General features: G+C 39.4%; 25 protein-coding genes, 1 tRNA gene and 1 other RNA gene. 14 read left to right on the top strand and 13 right to left on the bottom strand.

The genetic code is table 11. From position 1 onward, the window contains the following. Nucleotides 1-1,719 carry a tetratricopeptide repeat protein gene (locus tag NO346_RS11465; protein WP_256415233.1) on the bottom strand — a complete coding sequence of 573 codons (1,719 nt, stop codon included), beginning with the start codon at nt 1,717-1,719 and terminating at the stop codon, nt 1-3. A 79-nt stretch (nt 1,720-1,798) separates the two neighbouring features. On the opposite strand from NO346_RS11465, the gene hemA reads away from it, so the two are divergent. Then, nucleotides 1,799-3,082 (top strand): glutamyl-tRNA reductase, encoded by a 1,284-nt coding sequence (gene hemA, locus NO346_RS11460; RefSeq protein WP_256415232.1) that lies wholly within the window; start codon nt 1,799-1,801, stop codon nt 3,080-3,082. A gap of 6 nt (nt 3,083-3,088) precedes the next feature. On the opposite strand, the gene NO346_RS11455 is transcribed toward hemA, so the two are convergent. Both NO346_RS11455 and NO346_RS11450 read right to left on the bottom strand, forming a co-directional pair. Then, the gene (locus NO346_RS11455) at nt 3,089-4,975 is read right to left on the bottom strand and encodes a DNA primase (RefSeq protein WP_208727724.1); all 1,887 of its coding nucleotides are present in this window, start codon (nt 4,973-4,975) and stop codon (nt 3,089-3,091) included. Between the two features lie 130 nt (nt 4,976-5,105). After that, nucleotides 5,106-6,185 (bottom strand): outer membrane protein assembly factor BamD, encoded by a 1,080-nt coding sequence (locus NO346_RS11450; protein WP_256415231.1) that lies wholly within the window; start codon nt 6,183-6,185, stop codon nt 5,106-5,108. A gap of 71 nt (nt 6,186-6,256) precedes the next feature. Between NO346_RS11450 and rluD the strand changes: the two genes are divergently transcribed. From rluD to NO346_RS11435, 3 genes are all read left to right on the top strand, one after another. Beyond that, nucleotides 6,257-7,306 (top strand): 23S rRNA pseudouridine(1911/1915/1917) synthase RluD, encoded by a 1,050-nt coding sequence (gene rluD, locus NO346_RS11445; protein ID WP_256415230.1) that lies wholly within the window; start codon nt 6,257-6,259, stop codon nt 7,304-7,306. Nucleotides 7,307-7,392: 86 nt separating this feature from the next. Next, nucleotides 7,393-8,133: a peptidoglycan editing factor PgeF gene (gene pgeF / locus NO346_RS11440; RefSeq protein WP_256415229.1), complete on the top strand. Its 741-nt coding sequence runs from the start codon at nt 7,393-7,395 to the stop codon at nt 8,131-8,133. Nucleotides 8,134-8,216: 83 nt separating this feature from the next. Continuing rightward, a complete protein-coding gene (locus NO346_RS11435; RefSeq protein WP_256415228.1) occupies nt 8,217-8,777 on the top strand; it encodes a flavodoxin family protein in 561 nt (186 codons plus the stop codon). 28 nt (nt 8,778-8,805) lie between these two features. On the opposite strand, the gene NO346_RS11430 is transcribed toward NO346_RS11435, so the two are convergent. The 5 genes from NO346_RS11430 to smpB all read right to left on the bottom strand — a co-directional run bounded on the left by NO346_RS11430 (nt 8,806) and on the right by smpB (nt 13,126). Then, nucleotides 8,806-9,189 carry a roadblock/LC7 domain-containing protein gene (locus NO346_RS11430; RefSeq protein ID WP_256415227.1) on the bottom strand — a complete coding sequence of 128 codons (384 nt, stop codon included), beginning with the start codon at nt 9,187-9,189 and terminating at the stop codon, nt 8,806-8,808. 96 nt (nt 9,190-9,285) lie between these two features. After that, nucleotides 9,286-10,389, bottom strand: a complete 1,104-nt coding sequence (locus tag NO346_RS11425; RefSeq protein ID WP_256415226.1) for a 2Fe-2S iron-sulfur cluster-binding protein — start codon at nt 10,387-10,389, stop codon at nt 9,286-9,288. Between the two features lie 60 nt (nt 10,390-10,449). Continuing rightward, complete coding sequence (locus NO346_RS11420; RefSeq protein ID WP_256415225.1) at nt 10,450-10,857, bottom strand: hypothetical protein; 408 nt, start codon at nt 10,855-10,857, stop codon at nt 10,450-10,452. A gap of 33 nt (nt 10,858-10,890) precedes the next feature. After that, entirely contained in the window at nt 10,891-12,342 is a 1,452-nt protein-coding gene (locus tag NO346_RS11415) for an ATP-binding cassette domain-containing protein (RefSeq protein ID WP_256415224.1), read from the bottom strand. Nucleotides 12,343-12,649: 307 nt separating this feature from the next. Beyond that, on the bottom strand, nt 12,650-13,126 hold the full coding sequence (gene smpB, locus NO346_RS11410; RefSeq protein WP_256415223.1) for an SsrA-binding protein SmpB: 477 nt from the start codon (nt 13,124-13,126) through the stop codon (nt 12,650-12,652). Nucleotides 13,127-13,255: 129 nt separating this feature from the next. Here smpB and coaD point away from each other — a divergent pair, with 129 nt between their 5' ends. The 4 genes from coaD to NO346_RS11390 all read left to right on the top strand — a co-directional run bounded on the left by coaD (nt 13,256) and on the right by NO346_RS11390 (nt 14,531). Further along, the gene (gene coaD / locus NO346_RS11405; RefSeq protein WP_256415222.1) at nt 13,256-13,747 is read left to right on the top strand and encodes a pantetheine-phosphate adenylyltransferase; all 492 of its coding nucleotides are present in this window, start codon (nt 13,256-13,258) and stop codon (nt 13,745-13,747) included. Then, nucleotides 13,748-14,011: a YfhL family 4Fe-4S dicluster ferredoxin gene (locus NO346_RS11400; RefSeq protein WP_004663486.1), complete on the top strand. Its 264-nt coding sequence runs from the start codon at nt 13,748-13,750 to the stop codon at nt 14,009-14,011. A 26-nt stretch (nt 14,012-14,037) separates the two neighbouring features. Further along, nucleotides 14,038-14,393, top strand: an RNA gene (gene rnpB, locus NO346_RS11395) — RNase P RNA component class A. 61 nt (nt 14,394-14,454) lie between these two features. After that, nucleotides 14,455-14,531, top strand: a tRNA-Met gene (locus tag NO346_RS11390). Nucleotides 14,532-14,750: 219 nt separating this feature from the next. Here the strand turns inward: NO346_RS11390 and NO346_RS11385 are convergent. Continuing rightward, a complete protein-coding gene (locus NO346_RS11385) occupies nt 14,751-15,782 on the bottom strand; it encodes a hypothetical protein (RefSeq protein ID WP_256415221.1) in 1,032 nt (343 codons plus the stop codon). Beyond that, entirely contained in the window at nt 15,775-17,400 is a 1,626-nt protein-coding gene (locus tag NO346_RS11380; protein WP_256415220.1) for an NAD+ synthase, read from the bottom strand. The genes NO346_RS11385 and NO346_RS11380 overlap by 8 nt, the downstream gene beginning before the upstream one ends. A gap of 699 nt (nt 17,401-18,099) precedes the next feature. On the opposite strand from NO346_RS11380, the gene NO346_RS11375 reads away from it, so the two are divergent. After that, complete coding sequence (locus NO346_RS11375; RefSeq protein WP_004913964.1) at nt 18,100-18,264, top strand: hypothetical protein; 165 nt, start codon at nt 18,100-18,102, stop codon at nt 18,262-18,264. A gap of 54 nt (nt 18,265-18,318) precedes the next feature. On the opposite strand, the gene NO346_RS11370 is transcribed toward NO346_RS11375, so the two are convergent. From NO346_RS11370 to NO346_RS11360, 3 genes are read right to left on the bottom strand one after another with little or no spacing between them, the layout of a single operon-like run. After that, entirely contained in the window at nt 18,319-18,843 is a 525-nt protein-coding gene (locus NO346_RS11370) for a hypothetical protein (protein WP_087544684.1), read from the bottom strand. Between the two features lie 60 nt (nt 18,844-18,903). Further along, nucleotides 18,904-19,356, bottom strand: a complete 453-nt coding sequence (gene hemJ / locus NO346_RS11365; protein WP_256415219.1) for a protoporphyrinogen oxidase HemJ — start codon at nt 19,354-19,356, stop codon at nt 18,904-18,906. Between the two features lie 18 nt (nt 19,357-19,374). Beyond that, the gene (locus NO346_RS11360) at nt 19,375-20,604 is read right to left on the bottom strand and encodes a beta-ketoacyl synthase N-terminal-like domain-containing protein (RefSeq protein WP_087548382.1); all 1,230 of its coding nucleotides are present in this window, start codon (nt 20,602-20,604) and stop codon (nt 19,375-19,377) included. A gap of 289 nt (nt 20,605-20,893) precedes the next feature. On the opposite strand from NO346_RS11360, the gene NO346_RS11355 reads away from it, so the two are divergent. From NO346_RS11355 to NO346_RS11335, 5 genes are all read left to right on the top strand, one after another. Continuing rightward, nucleotides 20,894-22,243, top strand: a complete 1,350-nt coding sequence (locus tag NO346_RS11355) for an EcsC family protein (RefSeq protein WP_256415218.1) — start codon at nt 20,894-20,896, stop codon at nt 22,241-22,243. Nucleotides 22,244-22,413: 170 nt separating this feature from the next. Then, nucleotides 22,414-22,788 carry a 30S ribosomal protein S12 gene (rpsL, locus tag NO346_RS11350; protein ID WP_004638184.1) on the top strand — a complete coding sequence of 125 codons (375 nt, stop codon included), beginning with the start codon at nt 22,414-22,416 and terminating at the stop codon, nt 22,786-22,788. A 160-nt stretch (nt 22,789-22,948) separates the two neighbouring features. After that, nucleotides 22,949-23,419 (top strand): 30S ribosomal protein S7, encoded by a 471-nt coding sequence (gene rpsG, locus NO346_RS11345; RefSeq protein ID WP_004638185.1) that lies wholly within the window; start codon nt 22,949-22,951, stop codon nt 23,417-23,419. Nucleotides 23,420-23,597: 178 nt separating this feature from the next. Next, nucleotides 23,598-25,736, top strand: a complete 2,139-nt coding sequence (gene fusA / locus NO346_RS11340) for an elongation factor G (RefSeq protein WP_005158306.1) — start codon at nt 23,598-23,600, stop codon at nt 25,734-25,736. 93 nt (nt 25,737-25,829) lie between these two features. After that, nucleotides 25,830-26,347 (top strand): GTP-binding protein (locus tag NO346_RS11335; protein ID WP_256415217.1); only part of this gene is annotated, 518 nt, incomplete at its 3' end.

Here is a 26,347-nt window from a genome sequence, read left to right as displayed (position 1 = left end):
TTAACTCTTTTTTACAGTGATAGGTAAGATTAAGCTATCAAGTTGTTGTAATTGTGGGGCATTTGCATGTTTTTGTTTCAATTGCTGTAACACCTCACTAAATTGTGTGAGTGCGCCTTGCATATATAGCGCTTTAGCATAGCGAACTCCAATATTGATATTTTGGCTAATTGAATAGGCTTGTCCCAAGACTTTGGTTGCGGTATCAAAATCATTTTGTAGGAAAGCGATATAGCCCAATGTATCAAGAATAGAGGCTTGTTCAGGTGCAAAGTTGAGCGCTAGTTCTGCATATTTGCGCGCTTCTTTTAGGCGACGATTTTGCAATGCTAAGGTATAGGCATAAGCGTTTAAATAGGTCGGGCTATTGGGTTCAATAATTAAAAGTTGCTTCAAAGTTTTATCTAATTTATCCCGATCGGTATAAGGATCCAGCAATAATACTTCTGCATAAATCAGTTCAGGATCATCGGGTAAGCTCTTAATCGCTTCATCTAGCAATACTAAAGCTGCTTTTTTATTATCCATCTTTTTTAAAATATCAGCTTGAGCTTGATAGAGGAAACTTGCATGTTGTGGATAATTCACCCGTTCTTGTGTAAGAAAGCGTAAAGCATCATTCAGTTGACCCTGCTTCTCAAAAATCGCGATCATATTGCGTCGAGACACAATATATAAGCTGCCATCCACGAGCCGATAATATGCTTTTGCGGTTTCATAATGTTGTTTGCGCTGTGCATTGATTGCAAGATAGTAATAAGCTTCATTCTGATATTTTGCTGAAGAACGCAATTCAACCAAATATTGTTCAGCTTTTTCGTATTGTTTTAAATCAATACTGGTTAAGCCGGCAATAAATAAAGCTTCTTCAGTTTTTGGATAATCTTTGATAATACTTTCAAGCTTATCTAATGCTTGCTGTTGTTGATTGATTTGAATGTAATAGCGAGCTTCAGCTAATCGTATATCAATATTGGTTTTATTTTTTCGACTGGCTTGTGCAAACCACTTTTGTGTTTCAGCATCGTTGCGTAAAGCCATTAATAGATTGGCTTTCATCAGAATGAAACTGGTCGATTTTGAACGTTTACGTAAGGCTTTATTGATATTATTTAATGCTTGCTCATATAAGCCATCTTGCGCTTCTAATCCAGCGATTAAAGCCAAGATAGATGGGTTTTCACGTTCTTTACTGGTACGTAAGGCATTTAATAAAATTTCACGATCTTGTGCTTGTTCGGGTGCAATCCCTGCCAAAATTTGTTCGAGATCAGCAGTTGGGTCAATATTTAAGATCTTATCTAAGGTTTTAGCTGCCAATTCATATTCATGAGTTTTCAGGGCAATATGTGATAAGTAAAATAAAGCAGGAACATCTTTGGGTTCTTGTTCTACCCAATGTGTTGCAATATCTAATGCAGATTGAAAATCGTTATATTCTAGAGCGACATCTAAAGCACGCTGTTTGATGGTTGTTGAATTACTTCGAATTGCCAGCACTGTATAATTGTGTAATGCAGTTGCAATATCATCATAAGCAAGAGAAAATTCAGCAACCATACTTTGTTGTAATGCGTTGTCAAAGCTTTTATCTGCATACATGTCGTGTATTGCTTGTGCAGAGACATACGAGCTCATGCTACCTAACAACAAGATTGTGGTAGAATACCGTCGAATCGTCTTGCCGCTAAAAAGGGTACGGCGATATAGCTGACGCAATTTTTATTGATCCAAAGTAATGCTTTTTATGACACCGATGTTGCACAATAACATAAATTTAGCGAAATGATGATCTGATATGTCTTTCTTTGCATTGGGTGTCAACCATCAAACAGCTTCTGTTGAACTTCGTGAACAAATCGCTTTCAATGCAGAGCGATTAGCTGCGCTATTGCTTGAACAAAATAAACATTCACCTTTGAATGATTTAGTTGTTGTATCAACTTGTAATCGCACTGAAGTTTATGCCATGACAGAAGATGCTGATAGTGTTCTGACTTGGTTAGCCCAAGTGAATAATATTGATGTAAAACAGTTAATTCATCATGTTTATCGTTACGAAAATGCCCAAGCTGTTACACATTTGATGCGTGTTGCAAGTGGTTTAGACTCTTTGATGTTGGGTGAGCCGCAAATTTTGGGGCAAGTTAAAAGTGCTTTGGCTTTATCTAAAGATGCACAAACTGTGTCGCCAGAACTGAATAGTGTTTTTGAATATGCTTTTTATGCAGCGAAACGTGTTCGTTCAGAAACCTCTGTAGGTAGCCATGCTGTTTCAATGGGTTATGCAGTTGCTCAGTTAGCATTGCAAGTCTTTAGTCGCCCTGAAAAGTTAACGGTTATGGTAGTTGCCGCAGGTGAAATGAATAGTTTGGTTGCTAAGCATTTAGCGGAAATGGGTGTGGCAAAAATTCTAATTTGTAACCGTAGCCGTGAGCGTGCTGATTTACTGGCACAAGAAATTGCTCATCAAGTTGAGGTTGAAATTATTCCTTTTGCTGAACTTGCCCAGAATTTATATAGAGCAGATGTTGTCTCGAGCTGTACAGGAAGTTTACATCAAGTTATTCAATATTCAGATGTTAAAGCCGCACTTAAAAAACGTCGCTATCAGCAAATGTTGATGGTCGATTTGGCTGTTCCACGTGATATTGATCCGAAAGTTGAATCATTAGATAACGTATATTTATATGGTGTGGATGATCTACAAAGTGTGATTGATGAAAATTTAGCGCAACGTCGTCAGGCGGCTGTTGAGGCTGAAATTATGGTGAATCAATTGGCTACTCAATTGATGACCCAACAAAAAGTGAAAGAAGCGAGTAGCACCATTCAAGCTTATCGTCAGCACAGTGAAGAAGTCAGCCAAAAAGAGTTGGCACATGCATTAGAGTTATTGCAACATGGTCATGCCGCAGAACAGGTGATGCGGGAGTTTGCTCATCGCCTATCACAGAAACTTATGCACCCAACTTCTATTTTATTAAGAGAAGCTGCTAAAGCTGAAAATCCAGATTATTTTGAATGGTTACAGCAACATCTAAAGGATGTGTTTGAGCATGAGCGTAAACCGAGGCAGTAAATTAGCTTAGGATAATAACTTCAAGCTAATCTGTTTTGTTAACTCATTTAATTGTTGACGTAAATTGCGTGATTCGATGAGTGAGATAGGTGATCTCAGTTTTAATTTTAAATATTTTTCTTGTAGATTTAATGAAAAGTCCTTAGCCAATTTATCAGCAATCTCAGGTGCTTGAGTTAATGACTCAATATTGGTTCTCTGCATAACATCGGCAATCTCATGACTATAACGACTACATGCACCGAGTACGTAATAGGTTGCTAATTCCTGATCATCGGGTAAATCATCAAAGATAATGTTGAGCACTGCTAAAACTTTAGCCAGCAGCTCAGTTTGGTCAATCACTGCAAGTAATTCTTCAAAATGAATATAGAGAAATGGGTGATGCATTAAAATTGCGATTGCAAAATCTTCATCTTTGGTTTGAATATTAAAAGATAAAGAGGCATCGTGGCTGATTTGAGGGGTAAAACGTTTGCCTAGACCGAGTTTCTCACGGAAAGACTGACTCAACAGATAACGGAATGAGCCATGTTTAGGTAATAACTCTGTTAATTCACGTAGTTCTCCCATGACTAAACTTTTACCTTCAGGCGTGCTAACGTCATGCTGTCCTGTTAAATGAGCAAACACAAAGTCTGATAAAAGCGGTGCCTGTTGTAATAATTTTTGGAAGTTTTCTAAGCCTTCACGACGAATCAATGAGTCTGGATCATGTTCATTCGGAAGCACAAAGAATTTTAATTCACGACCATCATTGAGTAAGGGGAGCGCAATTTCTAAGGTGCGTCGTGCCGCTTTCTGTCCAGCAGCATCCCCATCAAAGGCAATGGTGATACGAGAATTTTGTTTAAATAGGGTGGTTAAATGATCTGCATTACTGGCTGTTCCTAGTGTTGCGACAGCACCATTGATCCCATATTGCTGTAAGGCAATCACGTCCATATAGCCTTCGACCATTAACCAATCATTGGCTTTGAGTTTACGACCCTCATATAAACCATAAAGCAATTGATTCTTGTGGAAGACCTCTGAATCTGGTGAGTTAATATATTTAGGTTTAATTTCATCATTGAGCGCACGACCACCAAAACCAACCACGCGGCCTTTATGATCGCGGATCGGAAAAATTACCCGCTCACGTAATAAATCAAAATCTCGACCGCTATCACTAGAACGAATCAAACCCAACTGTTTCAAACCTTCAATATCTTGTGGGAAGGTTTTTTCTAAATGCTGCCAATCTTCTGGTGCATAACCCAAACGCCAAAATTGAATCGTTTGTGCCGATAAGCCACGCTGTTTGAAATAATTTTGTGCTTTTTGACTCATTGGGAGTTGGCGTTCATAAAACTGAGCAACGCTTTCCAATAAGTCATAGAGATTACCTTCTTGAACTTGTTCATCCATATAAAAGGATGGATCAAATTGAGCAAAAGGATCATCCATAACGCGATCTATATCGACAAAATGCCCATCGATAAATTCATCTGCTACAGAAATAGGTGCTGGATTTTCAGCGACTGACGTATTTGTTGGTTGAGCCGCTGCAATTTGTTGAGGACTACGTTTATAAGAAAGTTTTTTATTGTCGTGATTATCTTTCGGTAATTCGATGCCTGTCTGATTAGACAAGTCTTTCATCACATCGACAAAGTTCCGACTATCAATGTCCATGAGGAAGCGAATCGCATTTCCATTCGCTTGACACCCAAAGCAATGATAATACTGCTTATCTCTATATACATGGAATGATGGAGATTTTTCCTGATGGAATGGACAACAGCCCGAGTAAGTACGCCCAGTCTTTTTTAACTTCACACGTTGACCGATTAAATCGACGATATCAGTTCGATCTAAGATTTGATCAATCGTATGTTGTGGAATTGCCATGTACATTTAACCATTTTTGGACTGAGAGATAACATCTTCATTGAAGTCAGTGTGTCAGAATTTATTGTTGCATAAAATGAAAAACAGGCAAGGGTAGACTTGCCTGTTTTATGGTTTTGATGAGTGCAAATTAATTTGCAGCATCAGCCCCCGAAGTTTCTTTGGTCTCAGGCTTATCTAATAGCCCGAAGCTTAAACGGTTCATCCAACTTGGTTTATCAGTTGGTTCTTCAATAGGAGCAGAATCGATTTCTTCGGTTGTCGGTTTATCTAATAAACCAAGGCTCAAACGATTTGTTAAGCTGCGTTGCTCAGTTTCACCATTGGTTTGTTCTTTTACTTGTACCGTTTTAGATTCACGACCAAGCAAGCCTAATGTGGCACGATTGACCCAACTACCTTCTTTACGAGCAGCACGAAGATTTACTTCGCCATTTGCCTTAACTAAATTTGGATAGTTTAGTTTTAAGAGATCAATATATTGCTTAGACGTGGCTTGATCGCCTAATTTTTGGTAGCTATAAGCTAATATTGCAAGTGCTTCAGGTGTTTGTGGTGTTTGAGGGTAGTGTTCAATGACCCATTGTGCGCGTTCAGCAGCAGCCAACCATGCTTTACGTTGAATATTGAAACGTGCCGCATTCATTTCACTTTCAGCCAATTCTTGACCGATAAATTTCATACGTTGTGCAGCATCTACTGAGTATTGGCTACTTGGGAAACGACGAATCAAATCTACAAAGTTTTGATAAGCAACTTTAACGTAGCTCACATCACGATGTGATTGTTGTAATGAGGTATAACGAATCAAACTGTCGTAATTCATTTCCATGTTGGCTACACCCCGAACATAGTAGGCGTAATCAACATTTGGATGTTGTGGATTTAAACGAATGAAACGATCTGCCAGTGCAATCGTACCTTCATAATCTTTTTGTTTAAATTTGGCGTAGAGGAGTTCAAGTTGTGCTTGTTGAGTGTATTGTCCAGTTGGATAATACGTATCTATCGCTTCAAGTGATTTAACAGCATCCGTATATTGATTACGTTCAAGTGATTTTTGTGCTTTTTCAAAATAGACTTGTTCACTTGACTGTGGGCCTTTATCAACCACTTCTTTTTTGCTTGGATTACTGCTACAACCAACAAATACAGACGCTACGCCTAAAGATAAAGCCAATATGGTAATTTTATAATGGGGTAGCGACATAAAAATTCCTCTGCTTTTGGGACAATAAGCTACAATGGTGCTATTAAACCATTTTTGTATCGATCATCAAAATGACTTCAACACAATCTTCCAATTCAAACCTTTCCGAGACAGATTTCTTACTTGAAGATTCTGTCGATGCAGATAATCATAATTCTGATGCAACTGCAACACGTTTATCGTTGCAAATACAACTCGATGAAGAGTATCTAGGTCAGCGTATTGATCAGGTTGCTGCATTGGTTTGGAGCGAGTTCTCTCGTGAAAAGCTCAAGCAATGGATGAAAGATGGGCATCTGTTGGTAAATGGTAACATTGTAAAACCTAAATATCGTTGCGAAGGCAATGAATTGCTTACGCTGAATGTTGAGTTAGAAGCCCAAACCTCGAGTCAACCTGAAAACATTCCCCTCAATATTGTCTATGAAGACGATGATATTATTGTGATTAATAAAGAAGTTGGCATGGTGGTTCATCCAGGTGCTGGCAATCCTACAGGTACTTTGGTCAATGCCTTGCTTTATCATGCACCGAAACTGGCTGAGCTTTCACGTGCAGGTTTAGTACATCGTATTGATAAGGACACCAGCGGTTTATTGGTTGTTGCAAAAACATTGGAAGCCCAATTTTCTCTCAGTAAACAACTTGCGAAAAAAACCGTTTATCGTGTTTATGATTTAGTTGCATATGGAAATATTATTGCGGGTGGCACGATTGATGAGCCAATTAAACGTCACCCAGTCGATCGTGTCAAAATGGCGATCTTACCGGGTGGACGTGATGCAGTAACGCATTACAATGTGAAAGAGCGTTTCCGCGACTTTACTCGTATTCAGGCTCAACTTGAAACAGGACGTACCCATCAAATTCGTGTGCATTTTAGTTATCTTGGACATGGTTTGGTAGGTGATCCTGTTTATGTCAATCGTGTACGGTTCCCTGCTGGTGCATCAGAAGTCTTAATTGACATGCTACGCAGTTTTAAACGTCAAGCGTTACATGCAGCAAAATTGGGTTTGGTACATCCACGCACAGGTGAAGAGATGATGTTTGAAGCACCGTGGCCAGAAGATTTTACTCAGTTGGTGGACGTGCTTCGCCGTGAAAATGAAGCGTATTAAGTAAAGTTCCCTTTTCATCAAGGGTGATTTGTTCAGTTCCTCCCTTTAAAAAAGGTGAGGAATATATTCACAAGGGGAGGAGTTTTATGGAATTTGTACAAGGTTTGCCCAAAGGTATTTATGTTGGGCAAACACGTATTGAACATCCTCAAACCATTGCAACATCGAATCAAAACCTGTCTGGCTTCAATTTGGCTTTACATGTCAATGATGATGTGGAACGTGTTCAGCAGCATCGGATGTTAGTGTTGAATGAGTTATCTGCATTTGGTGTGGATAAAATCACATGGATGACGCAAACCCATAGCACCATTTGTCATACTGTGAATGAACAAATTCCATTTATTGCATTAGAAGGTGATGGTCTAGTAACGCAACGTCTAGGTCATGCTTTAATGATGATGACCGCAGATTGTTTGCCTGTGGTTTTGGGTAATGCCGAAGGTACAGAAGTCGCTAACCTACATGCGGGTTGGCGTGGTCTCGCTAATGGTATTATCGAAAATACTGTTGCTGAAATGAAGTCGCAGCCCACTTGGGCATGGCTAGGGGCTGCGATCAGCCAAGCTTGCTTTGAAGTCGGTGCTGAAGTCAGAGCTGTTTTCTGTGATAAATATCCTGAATTGGCATCTGCTTTTATTGCAGGTCAAGTTGAAGGTAAATATCAGGCTGATTTGTATGCGATTGCCCGTTTTATTTTAAATCACTTAGGTGTAGAAACCGTTTTAGGTGGTGATCAATGCTCTTATCAGCAAGCAGAGGATTATTTCTCCTATCGTCGTGATGCAAAAACTGGACGAATGGCAACATTTGTATTTATGCAATAAATCATATCCTTTGCGCTATTGATTCGCCTTGTATTCGTTAAAAATGTTAAACTTGATTCAATTCATTGGTTTTTAAATTATCCATGTCTGTTATTGAGCAAATTACTCCCCAAGTTAAAGTTTGTGTGATTTATCATAGTCCTTATGGGCATACGGCCAAAGTTGCGCAATACATTGCTCAGGGTGCGGAGCAGGCAGGTGCTGACGTGCATCTGCTTTCTGTGGCTGCGCCACAATGGGAGCTATTGGATCAAGCTGATGTGATCGTGATGGGCTGCCCAACGTATATGGGGAGCTTAACCTCTGCTTTGAAACAGTTTATGGAAGATTCTTCTAAGCGTTGGTTGGCGCGTACTTGGCAGGGTAAATTGGCGGCTGGTTTTACCAATGGTGGTGGACTCAGTGGTGATAAGCTTGCAGTATTGCAGCAGATTAATTTATTTGCGATGCAGCATGGCATGCTATGGGCAGGCTTGCCTTTTATGCCAACGGGACGCAGTCCATTGGATATTAACCGTATGTCCAGCTTCTTGGGGTTAATGACGCAATCTGATAATGCCAGTGTGGAAATCACACCTCCTGAAGGTGACTTGGAAACAGCGAGAAAGTTTGGCAAATATTTGGCGGAGTTAAAACAAAAATAAAAGTGAGGCAAAATGCCTCACCATTCAACTAACTCAACACACTTACCGCATGATTGAGTTTCTTTGCAATATCCAAACTAAATTTAAGCACGGTATGGTAACTATTAATTTCTGTTGATGTGATCAGTAAAATACTGCCATCGGTTAGTTGATGTAAAATCAACACTTTGGTTTTTGTCCATAGCAACATCATTTTAGGATCAGACTCACCAATATAGCTAAGCGCAGTGCTCGAATCGATAAATAAGCTAGATGCACATGCTGCTGCTTCATCACCAGAGATTTCACCTTGCATTGCCAAAATAAGTCCATCTGGGCTTGATAAAGCAGCACCAGAAAAGCCAGGACAGCTTTCACAATCACGCAATGTTTTTTCAATAAAGAGCATTGCTGTCCGTGTAAATTGCTGCATTATAAAAACTCCAGTTTCTAATTTCGATCAATATTTTTGGTTTGAATTAAATGAGGTCGCTAAAAACAGTGATTTAAGTGAACTAAGGTAAAAGTATTACACGGTACACGCCTGACAAGCGAGTTTACCTAGTCGTTTATGAAATCGCACCATACTATAGCGTGCGATTTCAGCCCCACAATAATCACAGACGGTTGCTTCATCCAGTTGACACTCTTCATATTGTTCTGTGTCAACCAGTAAATCGCCGACTTGTTTTAACCAAGGTTCAGATTTTACGATGTCCGTTTTAAATTGCAATTCATATTGTTCCAATGCATCAATTAATTCATCGGAAATATCATGTTCTTGCAGTGCTTGTCGCATTAAGTCCATGCGATGCTGAAATAATGCGTTGGAGATGACCATCCAGTGATGCGAATTTTTAGGTTGTTCACCTAAAAAGACTTGATCCCCCACAATATTTTGTTTGAGAAAGGCAAATTGTTTGCCAATAATTCGATTTATGGTAACACGTTCAAAAAAAGGTGCTAATTGAGCATCGGCATAGACCTTTTGATAAAAGGTCGTCAGCACAGCACGTATTTTTCCATCACCGCCCAATTGATGCCATAAGTTTGGATTCGGTGCTAACTTTGTGACTGGATGGGTTGGTGCTGTGGCAAGTGGCCCACGAATATAAAACTCAGTTCCTTCTATGACATCATGTTGTGTGAGCCATGAAATATCTTGCCCCTGAATTTCTAAATCAAGCGTTGTACCTTGTTCAGGATCACTGATCAATGTCGCTAACGTGGCGTTTTGCATGGCTAAATCAGTCATCATCACGGATTGTCCCATTTGATAGCTGAGTTCCCGATACGCTTCACAACTGAGCTGCCAAGTCTGATGGCTGGTTTGTGATAAAGTCATCGCCATACACTGGGTAATATTGTCATCACTGGTTTTGGCGACCAGTTGCATATTGGTGGTTGGTGTGCATTGACAGGCGAGTAGATAGTTTTGATTCTGATGGGTATAAGGGAGTTTTTTAGTGGCGTGTTCTGGGATTTCACCTGTTGTACATTTCAACATACAACGGTGACATACACCACTTTTACATGAAAAATCAATGTTCAATCCAGAGCGGATCAAGCATTCTAAAATTGTTTCATTGTTTTTACATTGGACGGTGTGTCCAGCATATTGAATCTGGTGCATTTGTATTCATCCATATCGCTATACACAATGTTGTCTATAGCGATATATTTTGACCCAAAATTATGAGTGAAATGCTTTTTCAATGTTTGGTAATGCTAAACGGGCTTTGGTCAGAACCATCCCTAAGTTAGCACCTTTACGACAAACAAAACATACCACTTCATTTTGGTCTTTGGTACGGATAAACACGTGAATCAAGTTTTCACTATTGACGATAATTTCCTGAAAATAGTGATAATTATCTTCATCCATTAAGCCACGAGATTTTTTGAAGATTTGCTCAATGGCAACAACATTAGAGCCTTGAAACAAATCGTATGTTGCAGCAGCTAAAAAGTCAAAAACTTCTGATGGGTGAGAGTCTACAGTTTTAATACTGAGAATCATGCCTGAGCTTAAATCGACAAAGCCTGCCGCTAAACAATCTGGAATTCCCGTCATCGCACGTTGTAAAGCATCATCTAACATTTTGTTACTCCTTGGGGGTGGTATTTCCCTGCATTAAAAAACTAATGTGGGTATTCTTATTAACATTGAAAAATCATATAAAAAATCAACTTGTTCCTGAGACTGAATCATTAATTGATTCAGTCCACGGATATGCTCAATAGCGTCCTGTGCAGTTCTTTCCCCATTGGCAAGCCATAAGTAATAGGCAGCAAGCATCGTGCCTGTTCGTCCTAATCCAGCCTTACAATGAATGGCAATGGTCTTTTGTTGTTCTATTTTTTGATCAAGGCTGACACAAAATTTCTGTGCAGCAGACAAAGAAGGTACGGACATATCAATAATTGGAAAATGGGTGACTTGAATATCAAACTGTTCAGCCAATGTACGATCAAATGCTATTTCGGTGAGTGAAATTAAGTCAGTGATTCCTACTTTTTTCAGGTAGTTGAGATCTGTTTCTGTATCTTGGACAATGCCAGGACAGGGTGTTCCTGCCAGTCGACCACGAATCAGCCACGTAAAACCATTTGGACCTTGTGCCTGATTTTTGGCATCTATGACATGAGCAAGAAAGTCTAAATTTGGTTGATGATCAAGCGTTGTAGATGTCTGATCAATGGATGACATCTCCGTCATATTTTGTGTATCTATATCGACAATCGCTATATTCTGAATCTCTGTTTTCATTGGTGTAACAAGCGTTTTTTCAATTTCAAGGCTTTGAAAATGCTGTGTTTCTAATAAATCCAGTTCATCGGCTGACAATTCTGCACATGAACCTGTTCTTAAAAATTGTTTGGCAATATCTGATTGCGGATGCTGAAAAAACTGTTCTGTACTTTGTTGTTCCTGAATCGTTCCATTTGCAAGAAGTATCACATGATTGGCAATGGATTTACTTTGTGCAATATGATGTGAAACAATCAATACAGGAATATTTTGAGCAATGCGTCTAATTAGATCATGTACACACTTTGCATCTGTATCGGATAAACCAACAGTGGGTTCATCTAACATGATTAAAGCAGGTTCTGCCAATAGTGCGCATAAAATGGCAAGGATTTTGGATTGATAACGTTCTAACTTTGTCGCAGCTTGATTGAGCTGTTCAAGCATCCAAACCTGATCATAATGCAGACATAGCTTACGGATGACGGTCAGTTGTTCATTTTGCATTAAGGCAGAACGATTGGGTAAACACAACAATAAGTTTTCTTTAACACTATTGGTCAGATGACCTAATTTTTGTTGCACTAAAACTGGTTTTGCTGGATGGGTAAATAAACTTTGACCACAGTAATGGATTTCACCTGACATTTTAATATTGGGGTGATCATTATGGAGACCTGACAAGGTACGCAAGATCGTTGATTTGCCTGTGCCTGATGGCCCCATAATCACGGTAATGCCTTGACGGGGAATATTGAAACTAATGGATCTTAGTATTTTCTTATGTGCAATTTCTAATCTAAAATTTTTGACTTTTAATATAAAATCTGACATCTCTTCATCCTAGTCATCCTAGTCATCCTAGTCATCCTAGTCATCCTAGTCATCCTAGTCATCCTAGTCATCCTAGTCATCTTGAGCCTATCAGGGTATTCCACTAATAACCTTTACCTTACAAATAATAACATAGTCTTTTAACCCTTCAATAAAAATCTTGACTGTATTGGTTTGAACTAAGAGCGGAAATCTTTTAAATATGTGATATTTTTCACATTATAATGATCGGGTTACATAGTTTGTAACACTTATTTGAGTTGTTTACAGAAGGATTTACCCAAATTATTTTGAGTAAATCCTCAATTTATTTATGTAACATTCTCGCTTTATCTCTTTGCCAATCACGGTCTTTTTCGGTAGCACGTTTGTCGTGTAATTGCTTCCCTTTAACAAGTGCGATTTCTAGCTTAACCAAATGACCTTTCCAATAACAAGCTAAAGGTACACATGAATAACCTTTTTGATTGACGGCACCCAAAAGTTTTTCCAGCTCACGGCGAGACAGCAATAGTTTTCGGGTTCGCGTTGACTCAGGAACCACATGCGTTGATGCAGACAATAACGGCTGAATTTGTGAACCAAATAAAAAGGCTTCACCATTTTTAAAGATGACATAACTTTCAGACAGCGTCATACGTCCAGCACGCAAGGACTTGACTTCCCAGCCCTGTAATGCCATGCCTGCTTCAAATTTTTCTTCAATAAAGTAATCGTGGCGTGCTCTTTTATTTTGAGCAATCGTACCACCATTATGTTTTTTTACGACTGTTGCTTTAACCATAATTCAAACTTCCACAATTGCATCTATTGTGCCGTAAAACGCAATCTTTTTCCATCGTTTAGGAATTTCGCGTTTAACGCAAACATTTGTTAAAATATGTACCTTATCTCATTCACTAGAGTACAACGCATGTCTAAAACACGTGTGATTTATCCAGGGACTTTCGATCCAATTACCAATGGGCACGTTGATTTGGTTACAAGGGCATCAAAAATGTTTGATGAAGTTGTAGTTGCAATTGCAATTGGTCATCATAAAAATCCAGTGTTTAGTTTAGAAGAGCGTGTAGAACTCGCAAAAGCTTCATTAAGCCATTTGTCTAATGTAGAGTTTGTGGGTTTTGATGGTTTGTTGGTCAATTTCTTTCGAGAACAACGTGCAACAGCGGTACTGCGTGGTTTAAGAGCAATTTCAGATTTTGAATATGAATTCCAGTTGGCAAATATGAATCGCCAGCTTGATCCTCATTTCGAATCAGTATTTTTAACCCCATCAGAGCAATATTCATTTATTTCATCAACATTAGTAAGAGAAATTGCTCGATTGAAAGGTGATGTGAATAAGTTTGTGCCCGCTGTTGTTGTTGAGGCATTTGAACGTAAACATCAGCAAGGTTGGTAGATGTCTCTTTATATTACTGATGAATGCATTAACTGTGATGTTTGTGAACCAGTATGCCCCAATGAAGCCATTTATATGGGGGAATTGATTTATGAAATTAACCCTGCACTTTGTACAGAGTGTATTGGGCATCATGATCAGCCACAGTGTCAGTTATTTTGTCCAGTTGATTGTATTCCGCTTGATCCTCAGCATGTCGAGTCACAAGATGAGTTGATGGCAAAATATAAAAAATTAACTGCACAAAAAAATGCGAGCAATTAATTTCTAACTTTGATAATATGCGCCACGAAGTGGGCTGGACGGTCGCTGCTGTGGAGGTCTCCGTGACTGAAACAGGGGAGGAAAGTCCGGGCTTCATAGGGCAAGGTGCCAGGTAACGCCTGGGCGGCGAAAGTCGACGGCAAGTGCAGCAGAGAGTAGACCGCCTCATTCGTGAGGTAAGGGTGAAAGGGTGCGGTAAGAGCGCACCGCGTGTCTGGTAACAGTTCACGGCAAGGTAAACCCCACCAGAAGCAAGACCAAATAGGAATCCTGAGGCACGGCCCGTGCTGGATTCGGGTAGGTCGCTTGAGCGTATGAGTGATTGTACGCCTAGAGGAATGATCGTCCTCGACAGAACCCGGCTTATAGGCCCACTTCTCAAATTTTTTGAAATTGTGCTTGACGTGTGTATTGAAAGTTAAGATAATGCGCCCACAGTTTACGGCTATGTAGCTCAGTTGGTTAGAGCACCGCACTCATAATGCGGGGGTCACAAGTTCAAGTCTCGTCATAGCCACCATTTTATAGACCACGCTCCTGCGTGGTTTTTTTTATGTACTTTTATTGGCTACTCAACCTACCAAGCATCAACCGAATATTATTTATAGATTTAAGATAAAAAAAGAATAGCCATCAGGTTTTCTGATGGCTTTAGTTAATTAGCTTTAATGTGATTGAATTAGAAAATTAAAGAGATATATTGATTTAGCCTCAATATATCTCGGCAGAAAAATAATAATTATAAATGCTTTTCAATTGTCGCTAGAGTTTGATGACTTTCATAAAAAGGTTTTATGATCATGGTAATGATAGGTTCTAATACACCATGTTCATCTAAGGCTACAACGACTTTAGGATAAAAACGTACAGCTTCATTTTGAAGATCTGACTCTTCAATTCCGATCGCAGCAAATACATCCTCTAAGTTTTCGTCTTCATAAAAATCGTAAAAAACTTTTACGCCGTATAGGATGAGATCCTGAATATAGGAAGATTGGCGTAGCTCTTTCCAGTATTCATAAATCATGACAAAGAATTCTTCAACATCCAGAGGTGTGACTTGTTTGGTGTATTCAGATAAAGGTTTAGCTTTATTATCTTCCCAAATATTACGCGCCAAACTTTCTAAGTCATCGTTTGAAAGTAAGCTTAAATCGGCAAGTTGTTCTTGGATAAAGCGAGCAATACTTTCTTCGATTTTCTGTTCAATGCGTTGTTGTTGACGATGTGAAAAAGTCTTTAGTTTCTGCTGCCACTGATATTTGCTTTCAGAAATTTGTTCTTCGTCAGATTGTGAAAATAATTTTGGTAATTTATTTTGTAAAGTTGTGGTTGCAATATATTGGCATAATTGCTGAATTGAAGGGCTTTCTTTCAAGAAGTGGTTTAAATAATGTCGAATATTTTCTAATTCGAGAAATTTAGATAACCACATTTCAAATTGGTGATCTGAAAAAACATCTTCTAAATGTGCTGAATACTGTAAAGAAAAAACATGCAAGCGTTGAGCAATTTCACCAATAAACTCTAACAGTCCAGCACCAAGCTGCATTTCAAATGCATAACGCTTAACAACAGCTTGGATTTGTTCAAGCTCTATTACTTCTTTCAGTTTGATATTTGGTGCATGTTGTAGAAACAACTGAATAAACTGCTGAAAGAACTCAGCAGAAAGCTGTGTAGTAAGTTGATTTTTATAAAATGCCACTTGCTCAAGCATAAGTGCTTGAGCAAGTAATTGTGACTTTTCAGAAACAATTTTTTCAGTCATTCGCGGTCCATCCATTGACGATAGGGTAGCGTCGTTCGCGACTGAAAGCACGTGAACTAATCCGTGGGCCAATTGCACCCTGACGACGCTTGTATTCATTACGATCAACTAAGCGTATTACTTTTTCAACCACTTCAGCTTCGTAGCCTTTTGCAATAATGTCTGCTTGGCTTTGATCTTCTTCGATGTATGCATAAAGTATCGCATCAAGTACATCGTAAGCTGGTAAAGAGTCTTGGTCAGTTTGATCAGGGCGTAACTCGGCAGAAGGAGGTCGGCTGATCACGCGCTCTGGAATTACAGGGGTTTCACTTAAAGTATTACGGTATTTTGCTAACTCGAAGACGATGGTTTTATAGACATCTTTTAATACAGAGAAGCCACCGACCATATCACCATACAGTGTGCAATAACCGACTGAAATTTCAGACTTGTTACCTGTTGAAAGTACAAGGTTGCCAAACTTATTTGATAAACCCATGAGCAGCGTACCACGGGTACGCGCTTGTAAGTTTTCTTCCGTTGCATCCGCTGGTGTGTTACCAAAGAACGGGAATAAGGTCTGCATGAAGCTATTTACGATTGGATGAATCTCTGCAATACCGAAAGTTACGCCCATGCGACGTGCTTGTTCTGTTGCATCTTCTACACTCATTTGAGAGGTATAAGTATAAGGCATCATCACGGCTTGTACTTTATCAGCACCAATCGCATCAACAGCAATAGCAAGTGTCAAGGCTGAATCGATTCCACCCGATAAGCCCAAGATCACACCAGGGAAACCCGAGCGTTGTACGTAGTCACGTGTTGCCATAACCAATGCTTGATAGATTTCAGCAAAAGTATCTAAAGTTGGGATGGCATTAGCAGTTTTAAACTGTTTTTGCTCTGCATCATATTCAGTCACATAAACAGATTCTTGAAAACTTGGTGCTTGTAATGCAAGTTCGCCATTTTTATTACTAACAAAACTTGAACCATCAAAAATAAGATCGTCTTGTCCACCCACTTGATTGACATAAACAATATTCAGATTCAATTGTTTTGCGAGTTCATTTAATGTTTGGATGCGATGCTGCGGTTTACCGACTTCATACGGAGAAGCATTTAAGACAAGCACAGTTTCAACATTCAGTTGGCTAAGTTGTTTGACGGTATGCAGTGACCAAACATCTTCACAAATCAGTACACCAAACTTATGACCTAAATACTCAAAAACGAGATGCTGATGGCCATCTTGGAAATAACGTTTTTCGTCAAAGACGCCATAATTTGGTAAGTTCTGTTTGTTGTATATTCCTAAAACTTGCCCATCTTTAATCACTGCGGCTGAGTTGTAACGGTGACCATCTTCAGTTTGATGTACGAAACCGAATACCATGACGATATCTTTTACTTCACTTAATTGAGCGAACGCTTTTTGAGTGCGTTTTTGTAAATTTGGGCGAAGTAATAAGTCTTCAGCTGGGTAACCTAGCGTAGAAAGTTCAGGGAAGATGATCAGATCAGCCTGTTGTTGTTTCGCTAAATTTGCTTGCTCAACCATCTTTTGAGTATTTGCGTCAATATTGCCAATATGCGGAGAAAATTGAGCAAGGGCAATTTTAAAATTTTTCATTCAAACCTAATCCTAAGTCTTAACAAGTGCTGATATACAAGTTCTTGATTTGTGTAAGTATAATTTTAAAGAACGTTGTATATCATAGCGCCAAGTATTCTATATCTTAAAGAAAAATGACAAGGTGTCTAATATATACTAATTGCACATTTTTCTGCGTAAAAATAACAAGTTTTTCTGTTTTAAAGAGCAACATTTTTAAATGGTTGCGTAGTGATGGTGCATGACTATGAATAAACTTAGCATTGTCATTTATTCTTTTTCTTCGTGTCACTTTCGCATACCGAAATGACAGTTCAATGACATGAATAGAAACACTCTTTTAGCTTATTTCGGTAATGGGATAAAAAAATACAAAAAATTAGAGTTTTCGTAAAATTTAAATCTATCAAAAACATAATTTTATTGAATTGAATCTTTTTTGACCGTTCGTCGGGAATCCTTTTGCTACACTTGAGTGTACAAATGTCCACTGCTATTATCCTAATTAATGTGAACATCTGTACACTAGATGTAACAGTAAAAATATGCATTTCGCATATAAAAAGAGGTAATAGAAATGTCAGTTGTATTTTTTCCAGTAATTGCGTTTGGTTTAGCTGTTGTAGTTGGTCGTATTGGTACTTTAATGTTCCAAGAGCAAGTACAAGAGTCAGAGTAAGTTTGATTAATTAAACTTTTGATGAGAGGTAATAAGTTATGGTGATTCCAACAATCTTATATCCAGTAATTGCTTTTGGATTGGCAATTGGTGTGGGACGTATCGGTACAATTGTTAAAGATGCGATGCGTGTAGATTTTACGACTGAAATGGATGATAGTCATGAACTTAGCTCAGAGAGCAGTAAAAACACAGCAGCATAGAATTGCTAATCATGTTTCAAGTTGAAAAGCCCTGTAAATAAACGACAGGGCTTTTTATTGATTCAAAATAATATTTGGAATCTTCTTTAAAAAAATATCTCGTGCAATATCACCTTGTTGTTCAATGTTGTAACTGGTGAAAGTCTTGGTTTGAATAAATTGATAATGATAGGGATTATACTTTTTAAAACTAAGATAGTAGCCTGTCTGTAACAACATTCCTTTTAAGATGACATTGGTTTTTTGTTGAAATTGCAAGATGTGGGCGAGTTCATGAATAAAAATTGCCTGAAGGTCTAATGAGCAATTTGAATAATCCTGATAAAAATGTTGTTTATGTACAAATAGATTGCCGTTTGGTGCCATAAAAATATTAACAGGCTGCCAAGGGAGATAGGGGATATTGAAAATCTTAACTTCTGCATAGTTAATCAAGTCGCCAAATACGGGGCGTGCCATGGCGATTTCGCCCGACGTCAATCCACGATATTGGAACTCATTCATTTTAAGATAAAGGATTAGGTTTGCAATGAAGCCTGCCTTTAATCTTTGTATATATGTTTGAAATGATTTGATCATTTGAACTATAGATAGGAAAAGTGAGGGTGATCAGAATATTTTAGAATAAAAAAACCCCAGTTAGAACTGAGGTTTTACGACCACTAAGATGACCACGGTAAATAAGATCAAGGTTGGCATTTCATTAAAAAAACGCCAGAACTTGTGCGATTTATAGTGCGCATTACCAATTAGCTTTTTGCGGTAATAACCACAGACAAAGTGGTAAATCACCAATAATCCAACCAGACCGACTTTGAAATAGAACCATAAGGCTTCATGATAATGTCGGGTCGCATCCCCCCAGTCAACCAGAAAGTGGGCGGTAATGAGTGTGGCAATCATCGATGGCCACATAATTCCACGATACAACTTGCGTTCCATCACTTCAAAGCGTTGATGACTAACGGTATCTTCGCTCATGGCATGATAAACATAAAGACGTGGTAAGTAGAACAATGCAGCGAACCAGCAAACCACAGCAATAATATGTAATGCTTTTACCCACAAAAAAGCATCAGAAGGTGCATCCATCGATAATCCTACGCAGGATTATGCATCCCACTTCTTGAAAATAAGGCAAGCGTTTACGCCGCCAAAACCAAAACTGTTACTCATCACAGTATTCAGTTTTGCATCACGTTTTTCAAGTACAATATCGAAACCTTGTGCGCCTTCATCAAGCTCAGTCACGTTGATGTTTGGAGCAATAAAGTCATTTTGCATCATCAATACAGAATAGATTGCTTCTTGAACACCCGCAGCACCTAAGCTGTGACCCGTCATTGATTTAGTTGAACTAAGTGGAGGAACCTGACCCTCACCAAAAGCACGTTCCATTGCCTTAAGTTCAGTCACGTCACCTGCTGGTGTTGAAGTCCCGTGAGTATTGACATAATCAATATGCTCAACACCGTGTTGTTTGGCTTCTTCTAGTGCCATGAGGATACAACGCGTAGCACCTTCCCCAGATGGAGCAACCATATCTGCACCATCGCTGTTCGCTGCATAAGCAACAACTTCAGCTAAGATGTTCGCACCACGTGCTTGTGCATGTTCAAGTGATTCAAGAATAACGAAACCACCACCACCAGCGATCACGAAACCGTCACGATCCGCTGAATAAGGACGAGATGCTGTTTCTGGTGTATCGTTATATTTAGAACACAATGCACCCATAGCATCAAAAAGTAAGCTTTGAGACCAGTGATCTTCTTCACCACCACCAGCAAGCATTAAATCTTGTTTACCTAATTGAATCAGGTTGTAAGCATAACCAATTGCATCAGCAGAAGTTGCACAGGCACTGGTAATTGAATGAGCAATACCTTGTAGTTTTAATGCAACGCCGACATTGGCGGTAATGGTATTACTCATATTACGAGGAACAAAGAAAGGACCAATTTTACGTGCGCCTTTTTCTTCTAATAGTTTAACCATCTCTGCAACTGATGCAGTTGAGTTACCGCCGCTACCACCTGCAATACCATAACGAGGGTTATTTGCTAGATCCTCTTGTTTTAGACCCGCATGTTCTACCGCTGCAATCGCTGCGTTATAAGCATACATTGCACACACACCCATAAAACGCTTGATTTTACGATCAATACCATCAAAATCCTGTTCAGCAGCAGCGCTGACATGACTTTTAAAATTTAATTCGGCATAAGTTGGATTAAAACGTGTTCCTGAGATTCCATTTTTTAAAGAATGAGTGACATCTTCTAAAGAGTTACCGATACATGAGTTAATGCCCATACCAGTGATTACAACACGTTTCATTTACAGATCCCTTTTATGGTAATACGAAGCCTTGTGCATATCGCTATAAGTACAAATCAGGAGAAAATAACGATTTAAATGGCTTATGAGTGAATGACACCATCATAGCAGAAAGGTTTTTTATTTCTTATGGCAAATTTTATGCCTATTTCTAGTTGTGTGAATATTCGTAAATATAAATGTAGTTGAGACAAAAGGTAATGAAAGAACACAGATAAAAGTTGAGATAAATTTGCATTCAACCTAGTATTTACCTAGACATGCAAAGATTATAGAACAGAGGTACTTGATGACAAAATCTAAAAACAAGCAATCTTCAGGTTTATTTACCCAAGCCTTTGGAGTGGCTAAAAAGCTCAGTTCAGAAATACAAAAACTTCAAACTGCGCCTAAAACATTAGCAACTGGATCTACAGATTCATCGAATGTGATCGAAGGGAAGGCGCATTTTAAAAGCCCATTTGAGATTGAGCAATACGAAAGCCCACAACATATGTTACGTCAACAGTTACCTAAATTGTCCCATCAACTTTTGGGTCGTCATTACACAAAAGTAAATAATGTTGCCTCTTTCATTTCACCTGACATGGGCGAAAAAGTTTCTGATTATTTATTTCAGTGGTTGAATGACTTTAGCTCGAATACTTCACTTACAGAAAAGATTCTGGAAGAAGCAGGTGTAAAGGATATTACCGAACTCACTCAAGATACGGGGCGTTCTCAACGTTTAAGTCAGGCATTAATCGAACAAAATAAATTATTAGCCGCTGCGCAAGGCGTTATCACGGGTGCTACAGGAGTTTGGGGTGCAGCTGTTGATATTCCTGCCTCGATTGTTCTAGCACTAAGAACAATTTATCAAACGGGTCGCTCTCATGGCTTTGATTTGGCCGATGAGGCAGATCAAGAAGTGGTTGCCTTTATTTTTAAAGAAATTGATTTGGGTATTATTGCTGAAAAACAAACATTATTGATTGCATTAAAAGCGTTGAAGTCGATGTTAGAAACCCATGATTTACAACAATTTCAGCAGTTGCTTGGATCGAGCAACGATGTTGAGCTTGTAAAGAAATGGTTAGTTGATGATGACGGACAGTTTAAATGGGGGTGGTTAAATCATATCCCTCAAGCATCTGTGATTGGTAAGTTAACACCAGTTGCTGGTGCTGCTTTAGGTGGCTTTTATAGTTGGCGTTTACTCGAAGATGTTGGACACAAGGCACAATCTGTTTTCGGGGCAGCACGTTTTTATTTGAATGAATATCCGAATGAAGATATTTCACCCTTAGAAGCCTATTACAAAGCGGAAGTATTATTGAGAAAGCCAAATTCACGATTGTTAAATGCAACAGAGACTACGACAAATGCAATAAGTAGTGTTGATGAAAGCAAAAATGATGTGATTACCAATGTTTCAGTGCAATCTAAAGATCATGTTGCTAAAGAAATTCAGACGAATGAAAACGTTGAGCAGGGTATTCAACAGCTTGCATCGGAGCATGTGGTCAAGCACGAACATACTGAACAGCAACCTGCTTCGAAAGAGCAATCAAATGAATTACTCAGTTCTGATGAAGCTGAACTATCTACTGAACCGAAAACAATTGATATTGAACCTACATCAACGAAACATAGTTAATTATTTGTTGGTATGATTTAGACATCAATAAAACAACAAAATTATAGAAATGGTCAGCAGTTGCTTTATCTTGCATTGTTGACCATTTTTACTTCTTGGCTTACAATTGTGTGCCCTTAAAAAGAGGTGTTTTTCTTTTTAAGGTTGTTTAATCACGGGAGAATTGCCAAATGGCAACAACAAATCAGTTGATCCGTAAGGGTCGTACAACTTTGATTGAAAAATCAAAAGTTCCTGCGTTGAAGGCTTGTCCACAACGTCGTGGTGTATGTACACGTGTATATACGACTACTCCTAAAAAACCTAACTCAGCAATGCGTAAGGTTTGCCGTGTTCGCTTAACTTCTGGTTTTGAAGTATCAAGCTATATCGGTGGTGAAGGTCATAACTTACAAGAGCACAGTGTTGTTCTAATCCGTGGTGGTCGTGTTAAAGACTTACCAGGTGTACGTTACCATACCGTTCGTGGTTCTTTAGACTGTGCTGGCGTGAAAGATCGTAACCAGTCACGTTCTAAATACGGTGCTAAACGTCCTAAGAAGTAATTCTAGGCAACCAGCCCAAACAACCCTTTAGCGTTTCGCTTGTTTGAATTCTTCATAGATTTGTAATTCAAGCGACGTATAGTAAGGCCAGCGTAGCGTACATGGCACTTGTACAAACTGCTGGATCATCCTGAAGTGTCATAATATTAGGTGTATTAAAATGCCAAGACGTCGCGTAGTCGCTGCTCGTGAGATCCTTCCAGATCCAAAATTTAGCAGCCAAACAATCGCTAAATTCATGAACCACGTAATGCAAGATGGTAAAAAATCTGTAGCTGAAGGTATCGTTTACGGTGCTTTAGAGCGTGTTCAAGAAAAAAACAAAGTAGACCCAGTTGAATTTTTCGAGACTACTCTTGAAAAAGTTCGTCCTATGGTTGAAGTAAAAGCACGCCGTGTTGGTGGTGCTACTTATCAAGTACCTATGGAAGTACGCCCATCCCGTCGTACTGCCTTGGCTATGCGTTGGTTAGTAGATGCTGCTGCTAAGCGTTCTGAAAAAACGATGGCTTTACGTCTTGCTGGTGAGTTGCTTGATGCAGCTGAAGGTAAAGGTGCAGCGATCAAAAAACGTGAAGACGTGCATCGTATGGCTGAAGCCAACAAAGCCTTCTCTCACTACCGTTTCTAAACGGATAAAACAGTCCCTCATCAGGAGAATATTCATGCGTACAGCAGCTCGATTCAACATCGCTCTTTATCAAAGTGGGAGCTTTGCGGGTATTTAAGTTGCCTGCTTGGATATTCGTGCGCATCAATTTAATTGATGCGTCCTGTTTTAAAGATAACATTTAGGAATGTAAGACATCATGGCTCGCCAAACCCCGATTACTCGTTACCGTAACATTGGTATTTCTGCGCACATTGACGCAGGTAAAACAACTACAACTGAACGTATCTTGTTCTACACAGGTGTATCTCACAAAATTGGTGAAGTACACGACGGTGCAGCAACAATGGACTGGATGGAACAAGAGCAAGAGCGTGGTATTACCATTACTTCTGCTGCTACGACTTGTTTCTGGTCTGGTATGGGCAACCAATTCGAACAACACCGTATCAACGTAATTGATACACCGGGACACGTTGACTTCACAATTGAAGTTGAGCGTTCTATGCGTGTTCTTGACGGTGCGTGCATGGTTTACTGTGCTGTTGGTGGTGTACAACCTCAGTCTGAAACTGTATGGCGTCAAGCAAACAAATATAAAGTGCCTCGTTTAGCATTCGTGAACAAGATGGACCGTACTGGTGCAAACTTCTTCCGTGCTGTAGAGCAAGTTAAAACTCGTTTAGGCGGTAACCCTGTGCCTATCGTTGTACCAATCGGTGCAGAAGATACATTTGCAGGTGTTGTAGACCTTATTGAAATGAAAGCGATTATCTGGGATGAACCATCTCAAGGTATGAAGTTTGAATATGGTGAGATTCCTGCTGACCTAGTTGATACTGCTAACGAATGGCGTACTAACATGGTTGAAGCGGCTGCTGAAGCTTCTGAAGAGTTAATGGACAAGTACCTTGAAGAGGGTGATCTTTCTAAAGAAGACATCGTTGCAGGTTTACGTGCTCGTACATTAGCATCTGAAATCCAAGTGATGCTTTGTGGTTCAGCGTTCAAAAACAAAGGTGTTCAACGTATGTTGGATGCTGTGATTGAATTCTTACCATCGCCAACAGAAGTTAAAGCGATCGAAGGTATCCTTGACGATAAAGCTGAAACTAAAGCATCTCGTGAAGCATCTGACGAAGCTCCGTTCTCTGCGCTTGCGTTCAAAATCATGAACGACAAATTCGTTGGTAACTTAACTTTCGTACGTGTTTATTCTGGTGTTCTTAAACAAGGTGACCCAGTATATAACCCAGTTAAGTCTAAGCGTGAACGTATCGGTCGTATCGTGCAAATGCATGCGAATGAGCGTCAAGATCTTGATGAAATCCGTGCAGGTGATATCGCAGCGTGTGTAGGTCTTAAAGACGTTACTACGGGTGATACATTATGTGATGAGAAAAACATCATTACACTTGAGCGTATGGAATTCCCTGAGCCAGTAATTTCATTGGCTGTTGAACCAAAAACTAAAGCTGACCAAGAAAAAATGTCAATTGCTTTAGGTCGTTTGGCGAAAGAAGATCCATCGTTCCGTGTACGTACTGACGAAGAATCTGGTCAAACAATTATTGCTGGTATGGGTGAGCTTCACCTTGATATCATCGTTGACCGTATGAAACGTGAGTTCGGTGTTGAAGCGAATATCGGTAAACCAATGGTTGCTTATCGTGAAACGATTAAGAAAACTATTGAGCAAGAAGGTAAATTCGTACGTCAAACAGGTGGTAAAGGTAAATTCGGTCATGTATATGTTCGTTTAGAGCCACTTGATGTTGAAACTGCTGGTAAAGAATACGAATTCGCTGAAGAAGTTGTTGGTGGTGTAGTGCCAAAAGAATTCTTCGGTGCAGTTGATAAAGGTATTCAAGAACGTATGAAGAATGGTGTCTTGGCTGGTTACCCAGTTGTAGGCGTTAAAGCTGTTCTTTTTGACGGTTCTTACCACGATGTCGACTCTGATGAATTGTCGTTCAAAATGGCTGGTTCTTATGCGTTCCGTGATGGTTTCATGAAAGCAGACCCAATTCTTCTTGAACCTATCATGAAAGTTGAAGTAGAAACTCCAGAAGACTACATGGGCGATATCATGGGTGACTTAAACCGTCGTCGTGGTATGGTTCAAGGTATGGACGATCTTCCTGGTGGAACTAAAGCAATTAAAGCAGAAGTTCCATTGGCTGAGATGTTTGGTTACGCGACTCAAATGCGTTCTATGTCTCAAGGTCGTGCGACATACTCTATGGAATTTGCTAAATATGCTGAAACTCCACGTAACGTGGCTGAAGGCATCATCGCTAAGTTCCAAGCTGGCGGTAAAAAAGGTGACGACGAGTAATCTTTCGATTACTATATTACCCAACTAAAATTTAGTTAAAAAACCAAGTGCTCATGGGCGACCCTCATGAGCAGTTTATAAAGGAAGATCATCATGGCTAAAGCCAAGTTTGAACGTAATAAACCACACGTAAACGTGGGTACAATTGGTCACGTTGACCATGGTAAAACAACTTTAACTGCTGCGATTGCAACGATTTGTGCAAAAACTTACGGCGGTGAAGCGAAAGATTACTCACAAATCGACTCAGCTCCTGAAGAAAAAGCACGTGGTATTACAATTAATACTTCACACGTAGAATACGATTCTCCAATCCGTCACTACGCTCACGTAGACTGCCCGGGCCACGCCGATTATGTTAAAAACATGATTACGGGTGCTGCTCAGATGGACGGCGCGATCCTTGTGTGTGCTGCGACTGATGGTCCAATGCCACAAACTCGTGAACACATCCTTCTTTCACGTCAGGTTGGTGTACCTTACATTATCGTATTCTTAAACAAGTGTGACCTTGTTGATGATGAAGAATTACTGGAATTAGTAGAAATGGAAGTTCGTGAACTTCTTTCTACTTATGACTTCCCAGGTGATGACACTCCAATCATCCGTGG

The sequence above is a fragment of the Acinetobacter sp. 5862 genome (assembly GCF_024494585.1).
GTDB lineage: Bacteria > Pseudomonadota > Gammaproteobacteria > Pseudomonadales > Moraxellaceae > Acinetobacter.
This window is presented reverse-complemented; position numbering and strand designations above follow the sequence as displayed.